Here is a 19,491-nt window from a genome sequence, read left to right as displayed (position 1 = left end):
AATAAAATAAATACAAAACAATAACTTGAGCCACGTTCTAGATAAGCCACCTCAAACTTTAACTACGATGGCAGAACAAATTTGAGAGTACACACTTACTTACACTCTCTAGCACTAAGTTTACAAAGCTAGAATGAAGCTCTATCACGCAACAGCGGCACCAATTCCATACTCAAGCAATGCTGCTCCTATCAATAAGCTGGTATAGTCGAAGCTAGCAAACCAAGAGATCAATAAAAGATACGTACGACGGCAAATATGGAGATATAGATAGGAGTAGGGATAGGAATAGAGACAAAAGCTAAAGCAAACTCAGCACAAATGAAACGACAGGAACGGGTATTGAGGAACAGGCATTGGGGAACTGACATTGAGTTTGACGAGCCGCAAAACTAAAACGCTATGGTTCAAAGCAATGGTTAAAGATGAGCGTAAAAACGATAACTAAAACCCGTCAGCATGGCATCAATATCCCAATGCAATGCTGACGAAGCCTGATTAAAAGTGAGCTAGAATGCTCAATTTAACGGTTGATTTTTCTCTGCAATACGATTAAAAATCGCGTTAAAAGATAGGCTTGCACCATGTGCGATTTTATCTGCTAGCTTCTTCTTCAACTGATAACGAATTTTAATTACTGTTTTATCTTCTGCGAGTTTCATGATCACATCATCACTGGTTGATACTTCATCAATCAAGCCTAAATCAATCGCTTGTTGACCGTACCAATGCTCACCAGTTGCGACTTTTTCAAGATCGACATCGGGTCGATAGTTGCCAATGAAGTCTTTAAACAATACGTGAGTTTCTTCCAGCTCTTTTTGAAATTTCTCGCGTCCTTCATCGGTGTTTTCACCAAATACGGTTAGCGTGCGCTTAAAGTTGCCGGCAGTATGCTGTTCATAGTCAATATCATGCTTTTTAAGCAAGCGATTAAAATTAGGAATTTGCGCTATCACACCAATTGAACCAACAATCGCAAACGGTGCAGCATAGACCTTGTTTGCAACACAGGCCATCATATAGCCACCACTTGCAGCGACTTTATCAACGCAGATAGATAATGGGATATTAGCTTGACGTAAACGGTCTAGCTGGCTTGCTGCAAGGCCATAACCATGAACCATACCGCCACCACTTTCGACATTGACGATCACCTCATCTTTCGGCTCAGCAACCGCAATTACCGCGCTGACTTCTTCACGCAACGACGCCACTTCATTGGCATCGATACTCCCCTTAAAGTCAATCACATAAACACGCGGCTTAGGATCATCCCCTTCGCCCTTCTTCTCCGCCTTCTCTTTAGCTTTTTCTGCGGCTTTTAGCTCTTTTTCATAAGCTTTAAATTGCTTTTTATCTAACAACTCTTCTTTTAAATGGTGTTTAAGCTCGGTCAGTTTTTCCGACATATTAGTCAGTTTCAACTCACCTTTATCTCCACCTTGTTTTGATGCCGAGGCAGCAACAATAATCACCACAGCAGCAATCGCAACCACAACCGTCAGCGCTTTAGCAAAGAACAAGCCGTACTCGTACAAAAATTCCAAAATATTCTCCCGCGGGGGTCAGTCAGCAAAGGCCATTAACTTCACAAGCTCAAGCAGGCACTAGACTAAACAAATAAAATTGCGTGACATTCTATCAGGCGTAGACAATAAAAAAACCCAGCATTTGCTGGGTTTTTCAATTAAATCACTTTATATCGAGTGATTAGTTAGTCTCAGGGCAAGGACGTAGTACGTCTTGGTCTTCAACTAAGATAGTCGCAGAGCCTTTACCAGCTGTAAGCGCAAATGCCGCAACTTGCTGTTGCATCTCAACGGTTGCAGCCAATGAGCCTTCTACTTCGTTAGGCCCAAGCAATGAGCTATGGTGACCTTTAGAGAAGCGCACCGCACCAGAGCTTGCAGTTGTGCGATCAATACACGCAAGTCCAAGGTTAGCGATCAGTGGCTCTGTGCCTGATACCGGGAAGCCTTCAACACTATTTGGCAACACTTGGTCAGGTAAATGATCGCCGCCATCACCAACCATTTCCACTAAGTGCAATGGTAGACCAGTCGCTTTAAGCATCGCTGCATGGTTAATTGGGTCAGCACTGTCGACTGCAGTTTGTACTGCAAAGGCAAACGTAGGTAAGAAGCCCGCATAAACTTGCTGTACAAGCGCTGCGTACTCAGGCGTACCAGGCTCATAACCTTCGGTATTCGCTTCATCCACAAGCGCTTGGAAATCTTCGGTTGCCACAATAGTGTCAAACAAGATTGGACCAAAGGTTGCTGAGCCAATAAAGGTACCGGCAAAGCCACCTGCTGGTGCGACGAGTGATGCTGCATTAACCGCATAAACATTTGGCAATGCAGTGCCTGAGCTTGGGTCGGTCAATCCGGTGCTGGCATAAGTGGCGAAGTTAGTATTAACAATGCCGCCTAAACTCAGGCCTTGAGAGCTGATTTTACCAATATCAAATACTTGTGGCAGCTCCATTTGTGCTAGTTGCAATGACAAGCCCGTCAACGCTAGGCGCAGACCTAAATGGTCAACCACACTCTGACGGAAGTTATCACGTACCGATAAGGTACTCGCTACGTTAACAAAGGCTAATGGGTTGCCGTTAACAAAAGCTTCTGGTGTACCGACCACATAACCATATGCAGGATCGGAAGCTGACACTTCGTAAACCCCATCACCGTTGGCGTCAAATGAGCGCGCACCATGCAGTGGTTGGTCAATCGCAATTGTTGCTATCCCCATTGCCGCATAGGTACCTGCGAAAGCTAACGCCATCTCCTTACCACCGCCTAAACCATGTAGGGCGATGTTAGTAGGCCAACCATTTGTTGGTGGCGTGAACGGCAACCCTTGCTCTTCATTAAACGCTTGCAACTTAGCAGCATTTGGCATGGCGATCAGAACCGGTACTTTCTCGTAACTCTTAATCTTTGGAATTGGATTAAACTTAGTTAAATGCTTACTCTTATCGGCAGGAGTGCCATCATCAAGCAGGAAGGTTTTACCAGCCAATAATGCCGGATTGCCGAGCGCAGCAGCAGGATCTTCAATGCCCTGTGCAACAGCTTGCATGCCATATGACTCCTGGCTCAATGTGCCCGCTTGCAACGCGAGTAGCACTGAAACAGGGCTGTCACCCTGTGCTAACCAACGACCATTGATTGTTGGTTGTAAGTTGGCATCTAAACAGGCGTTACGCGAACAATCGCCGTAATGCGGCAGCTCGAGTTCAGCCACATAAACATCGGCTAAATCTGATAACACATAAGCTAAGCCATCTGCTGGCGTTAACCCTGCAGCTTGAGCCACGGTATAACCTGCTGGCGTTGGCGGCACGGAGAAGTTAGGCCCATAAGGTGAGCCTGGCTGCGCCATCAGCAGCTTAGTCGTTTCATAGACATCAGCTACAGATTGAGTGGTAAATAACCCAGAATAACTAATGGTTTCACTGTCTACACCGTGCGCCTCAGCCATGCCCTTTTCATAGCTATTAACTAGCGTTTGCAGCAGCAACTGATCTGGGGTTTCAAGCGGGTTCGTATCGATATCGAGCTTTAGCAAGCCATAAGTTGATGATGGAGCGATTGTTCGACCTTCAGAGTCTTGAATTAAATTGGTTGTCGCGTAGATATAAGACTGACCAAACTTAAGCGGTTTAAGCGGCACAATTGCAATGGTATTGCCCGAAGCTGTTGAAATATAATCAACACCATATTGCAACTCATCGCCCACTTTACAGGCGGACACATCAGCTTGTGTTTGACACTCAGGGTCACTTGACAGTGAGCCGCCGACAGTGGCTTCAAATACTCGCACCGCACCAGGCTGAGCGACAGACTCAGCGGCTAAGCTAAGCATGCTGCCGTCATGGTCCATTGCAGGTGCGACTGTAATTGAAATTGGAGAGGTGGTTGACCAACCATCTAATGCGCCAAGGGCCATGCTTGGATCTGTGTAGTCACTACTACCATCCGCCATTTCACCGGGAATGTTAATGGTGCCATCTGTGGTGCCACTAAAGAGTAAATCGTTTGGTAATGGAACATCGCCTGCTGCAGGATCAAATACCATTTGCGACTGAGGAATGAGCGGTTCGGTTTTTTCCGCCAGTTCATTAACACTGTCTTCACTACAGCCTGTCAGGCCCAACGCAGATGCAATAGCAACACCCAAAAAGAGTCTTTTCATCTTTTTTCCCCAAATCTTGTTGTAATAATTTTGTTTTCCCCAAAAATTGGTCACAATAGTCGATAATAGGTGTGACCTAAGGACATTTGTGGCCTTATTTTTAGTTCAAGTTAACGTAAAATTATTGACTTAGCTACAATTTTGTCACAAACAAAGCGAATTTAATGAGCAAAAATCAATCATTTGTTTAAAACAAGTGTAAGACACCCGATAAATCACAGTAGTAGCGGGCTTTTCCGCCAAAAGGAACGACAGCGTCATGTTGGAATATCAAGCAACAGAAAATCTACTCAATAACAAAACAATCTTGGTAACAGGAGCCGGAGATGGGATCGGTCGAGCTGCCGCTTTGGCCTATGCTGCCCACGGCGCTACCGTGATATTATTAGGTAAAACGGTTAAAAAACTTGAAGCCGTATACGACGAAATAGAACAAGCCGGTGGTCCACAGCCTGCAATTATCCCATTGGACTTAAAAGGGGCGACGGAGCAAAACTACATCGATATGGCCGAAACTATTGAGCAACAATTTGGTCATTTAGACGGGCTGCTACATAACGCCAGTTTGTTGGGCGTATTGGGGCCATTTGAGCATATCTCGATGAGTTCAGTTGAAGAAGTAATGAAGGTCAACGTGATAGCCGAAATCATGCTCACTAAAGCTTTACTACCGGTATTGAAAAAAGCGCCGCTGGCTTCTTTGGTTTTCACATCAAGCGGTGTTGGTCGTCAAGGCCGTGCGTTTTGGGGTGAATACGCGATGTCTAAGTTTGCTACCGAAGGCATGATGCAGTCAATTGCCCATGAGTTCCAAGGCTCAAACCTGCGTACCAATAGCATCAACCCAGGTGCAACACGCACAGGGATGCGTGCCAATGCTTACCCAGCAGAGAATCCACAAACCCTAAAAACGCCCGCTGAAATTATGCCCACCTACCTTTATTTGATGGGCGATGATTCAAAAGATATCAACGGCCAGCAGCTCAATGCCCAGTAAAATAACTGGTATAGCCAACCAATAAAAAGGGGAAGCCAAATGGCTTCCCCTTTTTATTGTCTATCGCATTAAATCGCCGCAATGTTATCAACACCGCGGTATTTAACACTTAACGACTATTTATATTTGCGCATCACTAAAGTTGCGTTAGTGCCACCAAAACCAAAGCTGTTACTCATAACAGTATTGAGCTCAGTTTCAGTGCACTGGGTAACCAAAGGCATCCCTTGGGCTTTCTCATCAACCGTATCGATGTTAATGCTCGGGGCAATGAAGTTATTTTCTAGCATAATCAGGCTATAAATCGCTTCGTGAGCACCGGCCGCGCCTAAGGCATGACCTGTTAACGATTTAGTAGAAGCGATAGCTGGTAACGCATCACCAAATGTCTCTTTTAACGCTTCTAACTCACGCATGTCACCCACTGGCGTTGAGGTGCCATGTGTGTTGATATAGTCAACTTTAGTGTCTACATCTGCCAATGCCATCTGCATACAACGCACAGCACCTTCGCCTGATGGCGCAACCATGTCATAGCCATCAGAAGATGCACCATAACCAACAACCTCAGCATATATTTTGGCGCCACGCGCGAGTGCATGCTCAAGCTCTTCAACCACCAAGATACCGCCACCACCAGAGATAACAAAACCGTCACGGTCAGCATCATAAGTCCGTGATGCCTTTTCAGGCGTGTCGTTATACTTAGTCGATAAGGCACCCATAGCGTCAAAGCCCATGGTCAAGGTCCAATCTAGCTCTTCTGAGCCACCAGCAAATACCATATCTTGCTTACCCATTTGGATAAGCTCAACAGCGTGACCAATACAGTGAGCACTGGTCGCGCACGCAGAACTAATTGAATAGTTCATGCCTTTAATTTTAAACGGTGTTGCTAAACAGGCACTGGCCGTGCTGGCCATAATACGCGGCACAATGTAAGGGCCGACACGTTTAACACCTTTAGCACGCAGCGTATCAGCAGCTTGTACTTGGTTAGCGCTCGATGCGCCACCGGTACCAACAATAATGCCGACACGCGGATCTGAATACTGCTCTTCGGTTAAATTGGCATCTTCAATCGCTTGCTGCATAGCAATGTATGCGTATGCAGCCGCATCGCCCATAAAACGCAGTGCTTTGCGGTCAATATGTTCTTTAGGATCTAACTTGATATCGCCCCAGACATGGCTACGAAGCTTCATCTCTTCAAATTGATCTGAATGTGTAATGCCACTTCGGCCAGCTTTAAGTGACTCAGTGACTTCTTGCTTGTTGTTACCAATACTTGACACTACACCAAGTCCGGTGATCACGACTCTTTTCATTATTAACTATCCATTCCGTACATCTAGTACCAATTTTGCTGCGCCAATAGTATCGCTTTTAGATCTTTTAAGTGGTCAGCTTTCCATAAACGCGGCTAAAATAATGCCCAATATTGAACTGAGAGTAAATTCGTTGACTAAAGAACGTGAAGAAAACGGGCTAAATGTAGAAAATAACAATGAAAATCACTCATTATTTACACATTTTGCCAATTTGTCCGCTCTACAATCATCATTATCAGTTGCCGTCATTGGCCGCTTGACTGTGCATGTTACTGCTGTTTTGCTGTCACGTCTGCAACAAACTGCGGCAAACTCACCCTTATATATCAAAGTGTTTTTACCAATTGATGACTCGCTTGATAACTTATTGCCATTGCTGCCGACTTATACTCACGATGCCGTTAACGGGATCAGAGGCGTAAGCGGGTGTCACCGCTTCATTGCTGCAAAACTGACAGTAGATATTTACCTAGGTGACACGCCATCACAACTCAATAGCATGGTTAAGTTCGCCAAGCATAATATAGATCATTGGCATCTTAGCGACCCGACAATTATCGATACTGACGCCTTAGTCTGGACACTGGCAAGCTTAAGCGCTGATCACTGTCAGATCTCTTTATCTGAGCTCACCACTACAGCGGGTATTACACCACCATTTGATTTAATCAAAGCCCTGCAACAAAGTGGCTTCACGGTAAGCCGTTTTAATCCAAACTCAACAACAGCGCAGAACCCAAGTGAATTTGGCAGTGATTCGCCCACAAAACTTAACCAAATTCCTGCCCCAAAGCTTGATAATGTGAGCGCCGACATTATTAACCAAGAGCGCCAAGCGCTGCGCCGACAACAAGCCAATGATTTGCAATCACTGCCACTTCACCGTGCTCACGGCGACATTGCTATCATTGGTGGCGGTATTGCCGCGGGGACTTTATGTTTGTCGCTCGCACAAAGACAGCGAAAATTGCACCTATTTTGCATGGAAGATGCATTAGGCCAACAAGCTTCAGGAAATAAACAGGGCGCAATTTACCCACTGTTGACGCCTGACAACGGCACCTTAAGCCAATTTTTCCAGCAAGGATTATTGTTCTCTGTACGCCAAATAAGCCGGCTCACTGAACAAGGCTTCAACATCGACCATCAGTTTTGCGGAGTATTGCAAACAGGTCATGATGAACGCAGTCGGCAACGATTAAATAAAATTATCCAAGGCCAATCTTGGCCAGAAAATATAGCTAAAGCTGTCGATGCCCAGCAAGCCAATGACATCGCCCAAGTTGCCATCAATCAACCCGGAATATACTACCCGCAAGCTGGGTGGGTCTCCCCTCGTCAATATGCGCAAGCAGCATTTGATTATGCCCAACAGTTAACTGAAATTAACAGCCACTTTAATTGCCATATTGTCTCGATAAGTCAGCAAAGCCAAGGTTGGATATTGCAGCAAAAACATGCCGATGGACACATCGCAACCCATGGGCCTTTTGCGGCACTCGTACTCGCCAATGGTCGTCATTTGACTGACTTTGAGCAAACTAAACAGCTTGCAATAAGCGGGTTTAGAGGCCAGGTGAGTCACGTTCCTTCTACAGGTGAGCTAAGTAAACTGCAAACCGTGCTGTGCTCACATGGTTACCTCACTCCCGCTCACAATGATGCTCATTGCACCGGAGCAAGCTATATCAAAGACCCACAGGATTTAGATTTTAGTGCCGCTGAGCAGCAACAAAATCTTGAGAAACTGCAACAAAGCTACCCCGACTCTAACTGGGTTAATGACGTTGATGTGTCAGCCAATAGCGCCCGTGTTGGCGTGCGAATGGTCACGCGAGACCATGCACCTATGATGGGCTGTGCTCCAAACTATACAGTGATGCTGCAAGCCTATGCCAAGCATCAACATACCAAAGCCAGTATCAATTACTGGCGTACCACACCGGCACCTGTGCATGAAAACCTATTTGTTTTAGGTGGATTGGGTTCGCGCGGATTAACATCAGGGCCACTGGCGGCCGAGCTACTTGCGGCGCAGCTATGTGGTGAGCAACTACCCGCGGATATTGCCACTTTAAAAATGCTCAACCCGAATCGGATGTGGATGCGCAAATTATTAAAAGGCAAAGCACTGGATAAGACATTGGAAAACGGCGCTCGATAAGCTTTCTAGCAAACAGGCCTATGTTTAGGCCTGTTTTGTTGTAAAAGTGAGGGGATTTCAGCAGGCTACTTCGCAGCAGCGTTCATTAGCGCATTCTTAAAGTCGTTCATCCAACCACGATAAACTGTTTTTACATCGCCCCAATTAAAAACTTGGTTGTTTTGACTCCATTGATTAAACCCTTGGCCTCTATCAGCCGCTTTAGCTAACAACTCACCGCTTTCACCATCCTTAATCATCGCCAATAACATCATAGAACCCGAACTTTCACTATAAGTTGTGCCCATTGACGAAAAACTTCTACGGCTGGACTCTATCGGCGCGCTCAAGCGAATGTCTGTCACTGCGGCCTCAACAACCAACACACCCGGTCCTTTAGTGTCAACAAGTTCATAGGGTTGGTCACTGTTAAACACATCTTTTACGGTAATGGCAAACTGCGCCGACATCTTATCTAAAATCTCCGGAGGCAGATCATAAGTGGCATTCAAACCGTCGGTTCGTCTATCAATTCTTGGCGGTCGATAGTCTGCTGGGTGGTCGTTGGTGACAGGCACCTTTTCAAAATACAACTTGTTATATTGTGACCAATCAACGTTAGGTTTAACAAACGATAAGCCTAACTTTGAATGATCCACTCTAACCAACCCCTCAGGGGAAATTTCGGCATCTGGGCCCTGCTGTATACTTGGTGCTTGAGTGGCGCAGCCAGTAACCGTGACAATACAGCCAACAAACAATACCCGCAGTAGTTTTTCCATGATCGACTCCCCTGTATACAATGACTAACACCTCAATAGTAAAACTTTCGATTTAGCGCTTGGTTAAATATAGCAATAACCTATTAAAAATAAAGCATGTTTAAACTATGGCAATACAGAGGTGACGCAAAGAATGACTGGGCAAGCAATCGCATCACAGCCATTGAGGGAAAAAAGGGCAGAAAAAAAGCCACATTAACGTGGCTTCTTAATACTGTGTTTATCAGCGGCTGGTTTAACTCGAACTCGATTATTGGTATCTCGACTGCGACGAATAAGCTCGTCGCTGGCAATCGATGTAGATTTTGCCAGCCTGTCATACAGCAGAACATTCACTGATGCGGCCAAGTTCATGCAGCCTATGGTTGGCACATAGACTACTGCATCGGCACGATTAACAATTTGCTGACTGATTGTGCCATCTTCAGGTCCAAAGATATAAAGGGCTTTTTCTGGGTGCTGAAAGTCAGGCAATGGCACCGCGCCTTCAACCAAGTCAACACAGACAATTTTAACCTCGTCTGGCACCGCATCAACCAAAGACTCGACCTTAGTTTTCGCAATACTTTGGCTCGCCAATTTGGTATCGGTGTTGTATTGGGCACTACCATTACTGGCCGCCAGCTCATAGCGCTTGCCAGTATAGAAAACCGCATCTGCACTATAGCACCCCACCGCTCGCATGATACCACCAACATTAGTCGGGCTTTTAGGGTTAACCAGACCAATCGCGGCATAACTAGATTTACTCATAAGCAGCTCAACTTAAACCTTGTAACACTAGGCGGCCAATTTAGCGCTTAGCTGTGACCAGGCATCATTCACTAAAGCAAAATCACTTTCGTTGAGTTCTTGGCGCGCCAACGCTAAACACTCGGTCATCTTAGCTTCAAGGGCAGTAATATCTTGCTCGGTTTCTGCCTCTAGTTGTGACAAGACCACCGCAAAGTGCCCCTGTAAATAACCACTGGCAAAAAGTGCATCATCATCACCATCTGCGACAATTGCTTCAATCCAATCTTGTAAGGTTTGCTCGTACTTCTCAATCATCGAGGGCTCCGCATTATCTCATTTACACTGATTGGTCATAACCAACCATTAATCTTAACTCACCGCTAGCCACTAGCCTGGCTAACAGGATTTTAAACAAAATCAGGATTAGCTACCTGATACATCACATAATCATGATAACCAGTGATCACTTTATAATAACCTGATAGTGCTTTATCTAATTCTGGGTCGCCACTATCCACGATTAATGGCCGTCCTTCAAGTGCTTTTAGCTTAGTTTTCGTTGCCATTATAATGATATTGTCTTTGCCTACCTGACGGATCAATGCTGGGCTCAACTGCTGGTTACCGCGACCAAGAATATGGCCTTGACCGCCAATAAGGGTGATCACCAATTTGGCAGATTGACCGGCAACAATCTCAAGCAGTTGCGCTGCACTCAAGTCCGATGCCACCAATGCTTGCTCTTGGATCACATCAACACCTAGCAGAGTATTGTCTAAGCCTAAACTTTCCATCACCGCAGCAACCGTGCTGCCTGACCCCATAATAAATAACTCATCTTCCATTAGGTCAATCACTTCTGCTGCCATATCAGCGAGCACCAGTTCATCAACTTCTTTACCGCCCATTTTCACCGCTTGAATATAGCGTGGTTCGGCAGGTACACACATTTCGCCAAAGCGCCTTGCTTTGACTGTGCCACTTCGAAAAGCGCTTTCGTCAATATCCATCACATCGGCAGACATAATGCTCACAAGCTCACCATCTAACAGCATCTTCAACACCATGCCTGAAGCTTGTGGAGTGATACCGTAGACACCAGAGTGAATTTTCACTCCAGCTGGTACACCCAGTACCGGCAATTCAGTATCTAAAGCCTGATGAACATCGCGCGCAGTGCCATCACCACCGCTAAACATCAGTAGATCTAAATCTTGCTGCTCGAGCCGTTTTACAGCATTCTGGGTATCGGTCGCCAAAGTATGTTGACCGGCCGCCACTAAGCCCTGTTCAACAGTGCTTTGATAAACCACTTCATAATTAAATCCCATCTGTTGACACAGTGCCTCGCCCATATCGCCTGATGCGGTAAGGATCTTTATCCGTTCTTTATAAGGTAATATGACTGTCAACGCCTGTGCCATACGCAATGCCGACTTGGGCTCTGCGCCGCGAGCGAGTGCCTCTTTGGCCACATTGTCGCTGCCTTTCAATGCGACACTGCCGCCAAGACCGGCTAACGGGTTAATCACCATACCTAAGCGAAACATTCCTGCCATTAGCTATCCTTTATTTCCTATTCGTTATGACTTGTAAGCGCGCTGAAACCGCTTATGCTGACGGTTGCTGCGATGCTTTGGGGATCATCAGTACCGCTAACATCGACAATACTGCGCAAATACCAGCGACTAGCCAGCTCAGCCAAGCCAAGCTGCCATCTCCCCATATCATGCCACATAGCCAAGTACCCAGCGCGCCGCCCACACCAAAGCTTAAGCTGGCATACAATGCTTGGCCTTTGCTACGGTGGCGAATGTCAAAATGTTGATGAACAAACTGAATTGATGCGGCGTGCACTAAACCAAAAGTAAAAGCATGCAGTAGCTGCGCTATCGCCAACCACCACATACTATGGGCGCAAAAAGCCATTAGCAACCAACGAGCGGCTGTCATGGCGATACTGACCAGCAGTAGCCTTCTCACACCAAACCGCCCCATAAGCCGGGGGGCGTACATAAACATCACAATTTCAGCAAGTACTCCCAATGCCACGTATATGCCCGCAGCAGATTCGGTGTAGCCCACTTGCTTTAAATAAAGAACAAAAAATCCGTAAAAGGGTCCAGCACTCATCTGCAGCAACACCGCAGAAAGCAGGAACCAGAAAATAGCTTTATCTATTTTAAGCGGTTTAACAACACTGGTTTTATCGATACTCGCACGGGTATTGGGCAGCGCTAATGCACAAGCTAATAACCCAAGGAATAAACTCAAACCCACGTATGGCAGCACCTCAGTGCCCCACTCGCTGATAGCAAACCCAACGCCAACAACAAACACTAAGTAACCTAAACTCCCAAAACTACGTATCTTGCCATAGCCACCAGTGTTACTGCCTAAGGTCTCCAAAGTAATCACTTCAAGCTGAGCTAATATCGCATTCCAAAAGAAGGTGTAAATGCTTAGGCTGATAGCTAAATAGACAAAGTCACCGTGGTAAAAAAAACTGAGAAAGGTCACTGCTGAACATGCGGCGCCAAGTTTTACCAGTTGACCGCGCATGCCAGTGCGATCGGCCACTTGGGCCCAGATATTAGGCGCGACAATCCGAGTGGCCATTAAAATGGCGAGTAAAAAACCTATCTCTTGAGCATCAAAGCCTCGGTGCTCGAAGAACACACCAAGATACGGTACTAAAACACCTAAAATGGCAAAAAAGAAAAAGTAACACGCACTAATCCACCGTAATTGTGGCGTCATGGCACTGGATTGCGACATTTACATCAACTCTAAAAAAACGATGACTAAAACGAAAGAAGGCACATAAATGTGCCCTCTTTATCTAACTTGCACACCAATTAGCGCATACCGATATTAGGCGTCGCACTGCTGACATCTTGATTTTGAGCGCGATGCCTTAACAGGTGGTCCATTAGCACGATCGCTAACATAGCTTCGGCGATGGGTACGGCTCTAATCCCAACACAAGGATCGTGACGGCCTTTTGTCACCACTTCTGCCTGCTCGCCTGTGATAGTCATACTTTCACCCGGTACGCTAATGCTGGAAGTTGGCTTCATGGCTATATGGGCAACTATCGGTTGGCCAGATGAAATGCCGCCCAAAATACCACCAGCATGATTAGAGGCAAAACCTTGCGCTGACATTAGGTCGCGATGATCTGAGCCTTTTTGATTGACCACCTCAAATCCATCACCAATTTCAACCCCTTTTACAGCATTGATTCCCATCAATGCATGGGCAATATCAGCATCGAGTCGATCAAACACCGGCTCACCTAAACCAACGGGTACGTTGTGAGCAATCACTGACACTTTAGCACCAATAGAATCGCCACTTTTCTTCAAGTCCCGCATATATTCATCGAGCTGTTCAAGCTTACTCGCGTCGGGAAAGAAAAATGCATTTTGCTCTATCTGCGCTGCATCAAAAGACTCAGCACATATTGGCCCCAACTGAGAAAGATAACCGGTAATTTCAATGCCGTGCACTTGCTTTAAGTACTTTTTCGCCACTGCGCCAGCCGCGACACGCATCGCCGTTTCTCTTGCCGATGAACGTCCGCCACCACGGTAATCTCGTAGGCCATATTTTTGCTGATAAGTGTAATCAGCGTGTCCTGGTCTAAACTGGTCTTTAATATTTGAGTAATCTTTACTGCGCTGATCGGTATTTTCAATCACCAGTCCGATAGAAGTACCGGTGGTTTTACCTTCAAAGACGCCTGATAACACTTTAACTTCGTCCGGCTCACGACGTGCAGTCGTATATCGAGATGTGCCTGGGCGTCGTCTGTCTAGGTCGTGTTGCATATCGGCTTCGGTTAACTCCAACCCAGGAGGGCAGCCATCAATAATACAGCCCAGCGCTTTGCCATGGCTCTCACCAAATGTGGTGACTACGAAATTTTGACCAATACTGTTTCCCGACATCCGCTTTATACACCCCGTCTTTTATTCAATAAGCTTATGAGGTTAACTCAAAAATTAACCGATGACATATTCCGAAATAAACTAGCTTAAGGTCAGCATATGAGCTGACCCATAACTACCTATTGTCCACTATCTTTATAGATGGCGAAAAGTGATTCATTTTCAACTAGCTGATCACGGGTTAACACAAACACACCGTCTCCGCCATGTTCAAAGCTAACCCAAGTAAAAGGTACATCAGGGAACTGCTCAATCAGATGGACCATAGAATTACCCACCTCAACCACCAACAGACCTTCTTCAGTCAAATAATCCGCCGCGTTTGCTAAAATACGTTTAGTGAGATCTAAGCCATCTCGCCCCGATGCTAAACCTAATTCAGGCTCATGGTGATACTCACTTGGCATATCATCGATATCTTCAGCATCAACATAAGGCGGGTTAGAGACAATAAGATCGTATTGCGGACCACGTGGTATCGCTGAAAACAGATCAGACTCAATTGGAAAAACACGTTCCATTACGCCCAATGACTCAATGTTAACCTGCGCCACTTCTAAGGCATCGGTACTAATATCTAACGCATCAACCTCAGCTTCATCAAACTCATAAGCACACGCAATCGCAATACAGGCACTACCGGTGCACAAGTCAAGAATGCGATTAACTGGTTTATTGTATAACCACGGGCTAAAGCGTTCGGCAATCATTTCTGCAATCGGTGAACGCGGTACTAATACACGCTCATCGACATAAAATTCGAGGCCGGCAAACATCGCGCGATTAGTCAAATAAGGCACTGGTAGCCGCTCTCTAACTCGGCGAATAATCAATTCGACTATTTTATGTTTTTCGCTACTGGTTAAGTTAGCATGTACCACTTGTTGACCAAGCTCTTCTGGTAAATGTAATGCGTGAAAAACTAGCGCGATCGCCTCATCCCAGGCATTGTCTGTACCGTGACCATAATAAATATTAGCGTCATTAAATCGACTAACGGCCCAACGCAACATATCACCCACGGTGCGTAACTCGGTAACGGCTTCATCTACAAAAATCTTGTCCACAAGGGTACTCCAACGTATTTGTTCGGCATCATTGTAACTGAACTCTATTCATATGGCATCGGATTCAATAAAATAGCCAGCATGAAAAATGAAAAAGATGATGGTTTGGCGCTATTTAAGGCGCTTACCGCTGGCGTAAAGCCAATAACTCAAGATAAACGCCACTTTGCCGCGCCAGAAAAGCAGAAACGTCAGGTCGTGGAAAAACAGCAGCAGCTCTATGCTGATAGCTATTTTTCCGACACTTATCAGCCTCAGCTGCCCGATGAAGGTGCCATGCGCTGGCAACGAGAAGACACCGATAAGCATGAACTTAAACGCTTGCGCCGCGGTGATTACCAACCGGAGTTGTTGCTGGATTTACACGGTATGCGGCAAACTGAGGCCAAGCTAGAGATAGCCGCCCTCATACAAGCATGCAGTAAGCAACATATCCATTGCTGTTGTATTATGCATGGCCATGGCAGCGGAGTATTAAAGCAGAGTATTCCATTGTGGTTAGCGCAACACCCCCATGTGCAAGCCTTTCATCAAGCGCCTAAAGAATGGGGTGGCAGTGCCGCATTATTGGTTTTGGTGGATGTGGCAGAGCTAAACATCTAGCTCTGCTATGGGAAACTTTGTTGCCTACGCAATCGTGTAGGGAGAGTGCTGCCAGCTAATAGACTGCTGTTCGCCATGCTTATCGATGAGAGTTACCCCTGAGGTTGCAAACAGCGGCGGCTCAATGCCACGTACTAACTCACTAACCATGTAACCTAACAGCGGCATATGCGCGATAACCAATACTTTATCGGCGCGGTATTGTTCTGCGTAAGCACAGACTAAATCTGCCGCTGTACAGGGATCGGCTGATGGGGTTAATTCATCAAGCACCAACCACTTGCGCGGCTCAGGAAAATGCTTTGCAACCTCTTGCCAAGTTTGCTGGGCGCGCAAATATGGACTGACAAACACTAAGTCAAACTCGGCTACACTACGGGCCAAATAATTGCTCATTTGCTCGGTTTGATGTCGACCTAACTCAGTGAGTGTTCGCTCTCTGTCTGAGTGGGCATCGTAACCTGCTTCACCATGGCGCATTAGGAATAGCTGCATACAACATCTCGCTATTATTATCATTGCTTTTGCCAATTGTAGCTTTAAATTAGCAGTCAACAAACCATAGTTGACTCAATAATTAGTCGAATAGTCAAAAATCAGACAAGCGGCCATGTTAATGTAAATTTAACGTTAACCCGGCACAGTAGAACTAACAGATATTCAACACCCTGGCGGTATATAACAGCACTTACCCAGCGAAAATTGCCACTGAATTAGCGTTAACGACTGTTGATATCTATCAGAAATAACATATGAAATTTGCTAAAGTCGAGTTTCAATACCAATATGTATTATCGCGACATAACTTGCTAAGCTGATACTTTAGGTTGATTCATTTGATCAATCGCTAAAAAGGATGGATATACCTGTTGCAAACACAGACTTCGATCATTAAAAGCCCCAACGATCACCGCCAATATGCATTTATTACCTTAGCCAATAATCTAAGAGTCATGTTAGTGGAAGACAGTTTGGCCTCGCAGGCTGCGGCATCAATGGCCGTCAATGTCGGCCACTTTGATGATCCTGTAGAACGTCCAGGTATGGCTCACTTTCTCGAACACATGTTGTTTCTTGGCACAAAAAAGTATCCAGATTCTGGTGAATACCATGCTTTTATTAACCAGCATGGCGGCAATAATAATGCTTGGACGGGTACCGAACAGACCAATTTCTTTTTCTCTATTGATGCCGAGGTTTTCGAGCAATCTTTAGACCGATTTAGCCAGTTTTTTATCGAGCCACTATTTAATCAAGAACTGGTCGATAGAGAGCGCCACGCAATAGAATCAGAATTTAGCTTAAAGCTCAAAGATGATGTAAGGCGCACCTATCAAGTCCAAAAAGAGTCCGTTAACCCTGCCCATCCCTTTAGCAAGTTTTCGGTTGGCAACCTCAGCACACTTGATGGCGATGAAGGGCAATTGCGACAAGAATTGTTGGCCTTTTATCAAAACCACTATAGCGCTAATCTCATGACGCTTTGCTTGGTAGCGCCGCAACCAATCGCCCAGCTGCAAGCGTTTGCCGAACAATATTTTAGTGCGATAAACAATGCCAACTTAGTCAAACAATATCCTGATGTGCCGCTTTATAGTCAGCAGCTACTGCAACAGCAAACCAATATTGTGCCACTTAAAGAGCAACGCCGAGTGGCGATAACATTCGCCTTACCTGCAATCGATCCATTTTATCGACGTAAGCCTCTGACTTTCATCAGCCACCTACTTGGCTACGAAGGTAAAGGCAGCCTGTTAAGTTACTTGAAAGAAAAAGGCTGGGCAATCAACCTCTCGGCCGGAGGGGGCGTGAATGGGTATAATTTTAAAGACTACAACATTAGTATCCAGTTAACCGAGCGCGGGCTTTCGCATCTCGATGATGTCATTAGCTGTGCTTTTGAGTACATTGAGTTAATTAAATTACAAGGTATTGAAGATTGGCGTTATCAAGAACGCGCTAATTTGCTCAACTTGGCATTTAAATACCAAGAGCAAATAAAGCCATTAGATCTCGCCAGCCATTTAAGCATTAATATGCACCACTATGACGTCGACGATTTGATCTACGGCGACTATCGGATGGATGGCCTAGACTTACCGGAAACTCATCGGTTGTTAAAGCTACTAACCCCGCAAAACATGCGGCTGCAACTGATTGCCCCAGATCTAGATACCGAAAAACAAGCGGCTTGGTATCACTCGCCATACCAAACAAAACCCATTGAATCTGACAGGATGGCAAAGTGGCTTGAGGTGACTCCACGGGAAGCGCTGGAGCTACCCGATAAAAACCCGTTTATCATTGCCGATTCGGTCGCTAGACCGGACAAGAGCAGCGCCCCGGTTCCCGAAGTTGTTTGCCAAGAAAAAGGCTATCGCCTTTGGCATCGTAAAGATGATGAATTTAATGTGCCCAAGGGGCATATGTATCTATCGATGGACTCAGAACAAGCCTCTAAAACGCCTAGGCATGCCGCACTCACTCGGCTTTATGTAGAAATGTTACTGGATTATTTGACCGAATTTACCTATCCAGCTGAAGTTGCTGGGCTCAGTTATAACATCTACCCTCATCAAGGGGGGATCACCCTACATTTAACTGGCTTCACCGGCAAACAAGAAGCCTTGCTGTCTCTGCTTATTAATAAAGCCCGGGAACGGAACTTTACCCAAGCGCGATTTAACACCATTAAGCGACAGATCTTGAGAACATGGTATAACCACAGTCAGGCCAAACCGATATCTCAACTGTTTACCAGTTTAACGGTGACCTTACAAAAGCGCAGTTACGAGCCTAGCCGTATGGCTGAACTACTTGAAGAGATTGAACTGGAAGATCTGCACGAGCATGTCCGAAGCTTCTATGAAAAAATACACCTTGAAGGTTTAGTCTATGGCGACTGGCTGACAGACGAAGTGCGGCAGCTGGGCAACCGCTTAGACCATATTTTATCCTTGGTGACTTCACCAAGTGGCGAATCTGAGCGTGAACTCGTTAATCTCAAAGGTCACGGCACACTAATGCGTGAGCTACCTGTCACCCATCAAGACAGTAGCATTATCGTTTATTATCAGGCAGAACAAGCCACACCAGAAAAGATGGCCCTGTTTAGTTTACTCAACCACACCATGTCATCTACTTTTTTCCACGAGTTACGCACTCAACGGCAGCTTGGCTATATGGTCGGAACGGGGTATCTCCCGCTAAACCGTTACCCTGGGATGATTTTCTATATTCAATCGCCTACTGCTGGACCGCTGCAGTTGCTAGAAGCTATCGATGAGTTTATTGCTGATTTCAATTATGCGGTGATGCAAATCACCAGTGAACAGTGGGAACAAACTAAACTTGGGTTGATTAACCAGGTGATGGAACATGACGCTAACCTTAAGACCCGCGGTCAACGTTATTGGTCTAGCATTGGTAATAAGGATTATCAGTTCAATCAACGCGAATTGGTGGTAGAAAATATTCAACATATCACCCGCTCAGATCTTATCAAATTCATGATGAGTAAAATGCGCACCAAGCACGGAGACCGATTAGTCCTGTTTACCACTGGCGAACAACATCGCCACTTGGATAGATTAACGTCTGATAATATGATCACTGATTTGCGATCTTTTAAACAACAAGCGAATAAATTCAGCTATTAACAGGCTAACTATTGGCCG

The 19,491-nt window shown here is 45.7% G+C and carries 15 protein-coding genes; 4 read left to right on the top strand and 11 right to left on the bottom strand.

Annotated elements, in window-relative coordinates; genetic code table 11:
- Nucleotides 1-518 precede the first annotated feature (518 nt).
- Both sohB and FLM48_RS08100 read right to left on the bottom strand, forming a co-directional pair.
- Entirely contained in the window at nucleotides 519-1,550 is a 1,032-nt protein-coding gene (gene sohB, locus FLM48_RS08105) for a protease SohB (protein ID WP_179024292.1), read from the bottom strand.
- A 163-nt stretch (nucleotides 1,551-1,713) separates the two neighbouring features.
- Nucleotides 1,714-4,203, bottom strand: a complete 2,490-nt coding sequence (locus FLM48_RS08100; protein ID WP_179024291.1) for a VolA/Pla-1 family phospholipase — start codon at nucleotides 4,201-4,203, stop codon at nucleotides 1,714-1,716.
- Between the two features lie 259 nt (nucleotides 4,204-4,462).
- Here FLM48_RS08100 and FLM48_RS08095 point away from each other — a divergent pair, with 259 nt between their 5' ends.
- Nucleotides 4,463-5,200, top strand: a complete 738-nt coding sequence (locus FLM48_RS08095; protein ID WP_028775178.1) for a YciK family oxidoreductase — start codon at nucleotides 4,463-4,465, stop codon at nucleotides 5,198-5,200.
- A 116-nt stretch (nucleotides 5,201-5,316) separates the two neighbouring features.
- On the opposite strand, the gene fabB is transcribed toward FLM48_RS08095, so the two are convergent.
- Nucleotides 5,317-6,528, bottom strand: a complete 1,212-nt coding sequence (gene fabB, locus FLM48_RS08090) for a beta-ketoacyl-ACP synthase I (protein WP_179024290.1) — start codon at nucleotides 6,526-6,528, stop codon at nucleotides 5,317-5,319.
- Nucleotides 6,529-6,661: 133 nt separating this feature from the next.
- Between fabB and mnmC the strand changes: the two genes are divergently transcribed.
- On the top strand, nucleotides 6,662-8,695 hold the full coding sequence (gene mnmC / locus FLM48_RS08085; RefSeq protein WP_179024289.1) for an FAD-dependent 5-carboxymethylaminomethyl-2-thiouridine(34) oxidoreductase MnmC: 2,034 nt from the start codon (nucleotides 6,662-6,664) through the stop codon (nucleotides 8,693-8,695).
- A 65-nt stretch (nucleotides 8,696-8,760) separates the two neighbouring features.
- Here the strand turns inward: mnmC and FLM48_RS08080 are convergent, their stop codons facing one another.
- The 7 genes from FLM48_RS08080 to prmB all read right to left on the bottom strand — a co-directional run bounded on the left by FLM48_RS08080 (nucleotide 8,761) and on the right by prmB (nucleotide 15,211).
- Nucleotides 8,761-9,456 carry a DUF3313 domain-containing protein gene (locus FLM48_RS08080; protein ID WP_179024288.1) on the bottom strand — a complete coding sequence of 232 codons (696 nt, stop codon included), beginning with the start codon at nucleotides 9,454-9,456 and terminating at the stop codon, nucleotides 8,761-8,763.
- A gap of 195 nt (nucleotides 9,457-9,651) precedes the next feature.
- Nucleotides 9,652-10,209: an RNA methyltransferase gene (locus tag FLM48_RS08075; RefSeq protein WP_179024287.1), complete on the bottom strand. Its 558-nt coding sequence runs from the start codon at nucleotides 10,207-10,209 to the stop codon at nucleotides 9,652-9,654.
- A 27-nt stretch (nucleotides 10,210-10,236) separates the two neighbouring features.
- Nucleotides 10,237-10,506: a YfcL family protein gene (locus FLM48_RS08070; protein ID WP_179024286.1), complete on the bottom strand. Its 270-nt coding sequence runs from the start codon at nucleotides 10,504-10,506 to the stop codon at nucleotides 10,237-10,239.
- Nucleotides 10,507-10,598: 92 nt separating this feature from the next.
- Nucleotides 10,599-11,750 carry an ATP-NAD kinase family protein gene (locus FLM48_RS08065; RefSeq protein ID WP_179024285.1) on the bottom strand — a complete coding sequence of 384 codons (1,152 nt, stop codon included), beginning with the start codon at nucleotides 11,748-11,750 and terminating at the stop codon, nucleotides 10,599-10,601.
- A 52-nt stretch (nucleotides 11,751-11,802) separates the two neighbouring features.
- Nucleotides 11,803-12,969, bottom strand: a complete 1,167-nt coding sequence (locus FLM48_RS08060) for an MFS transporter (RefSeq protein ID WP_179024284.1) — start codon at nucleotides 12,967-12,969, stop codon at nucleotides 11,803-11,805.
- Nucleotides 12,970-13,049: 80 nt separating this feature from the next.
- Nucleotides 13,050-14,144 carry a chorismate synthase gene (aroC, locus tag FLM48_RS08055; RefSeq protein WP_179024283.1) on the bottom strand — a complete coding sequence of 365 codons (1,095 nt, stop codon included), beginning with the start codon at nucleotides 14,142-14,144 and terminating at the stop codon, nucleotides 13,050-13,052.
- Between the two features lie 119 nt (nucleotides 14,145-14,263).
- The gene (gene prmB, locus FLM48_RS08050) at nucleotides 14,264-15,211 is read right to left on the bottom strand and encodes a 50S ribosomal protein L3 N(5)-glutamine methyltransferase (protein ID WP_028775170.1); all 948 of its coding nucleotides are present in this window, start codon (nucleotides 15,209-15,211) and stop codon (nucleotides 14,264-14,266) included.
- Nucleotides 15,212-15,292: 81 nt separating this feature from the next.
- On the opposite strand from prmB, the gene smrB reads away from it, so the two are divergent.
- Entirely contained in the window at nucleotides 15,293-15,814 is a 522-nt protein-coding gene (gene smrB, locus FLM48_RS08045) for an endonuclease SmrB (protein ID WP_179024282.1), read from the top strand.
- Between the two features lie 24 nt (nucleotides 15,815-15,838).
- Here the strand turns inward: smrB and sixA are convergent, their stop codons facing one another.
- The gene (gene sixA, locus FLM48_RS08040) at nucleotides 15,839-16,309 is read right to left on the bottom strand and encodes a phosphohistidine phosphatase SixA (RefSeq protein WP_028775168.1); all 471 of its coding nucleotides are present in this window, start codon (nucleotides 16,307-16,309) and stop codon (nucleotides 15,839-15,841) included.
- 374 nt (nucleotides 16,310-16,683) lie between these two features.
- On the opposite strand from sixA, the gene FLM48_RS08035 reads away from it, so the two are divergent.
- Complete coding sequence (locus FLM48_RS08035; protein ID WP_179024281.1) at nucleotides 16,684-19,473, top strand: insulinase family protein; 2,790 nt, start codon at nucleotides 16,684-16,686, stop codon at nucleotides 19,471-19,473.
- The last annotated feature ends 18 nt before the right edge of the window (nucleotides 19,474-19,491 follow it).

Origin of the sequence: Shewanella sp. Scap07, assembly GCF_013394145.1 — a bacterium.
In the GTDB taxonomy this organism is placed as follows: Bacteria; Pseudomonadota; Gammaproteobacteria; order Enterobacterales; family Shewanellaceae; genus Shewanella; species Shewanella waksmanii.
Note: the sequence above shows the minus strand (reverse complement) of the source record. Positions and strands in the feature narration are given on the sequence as shown.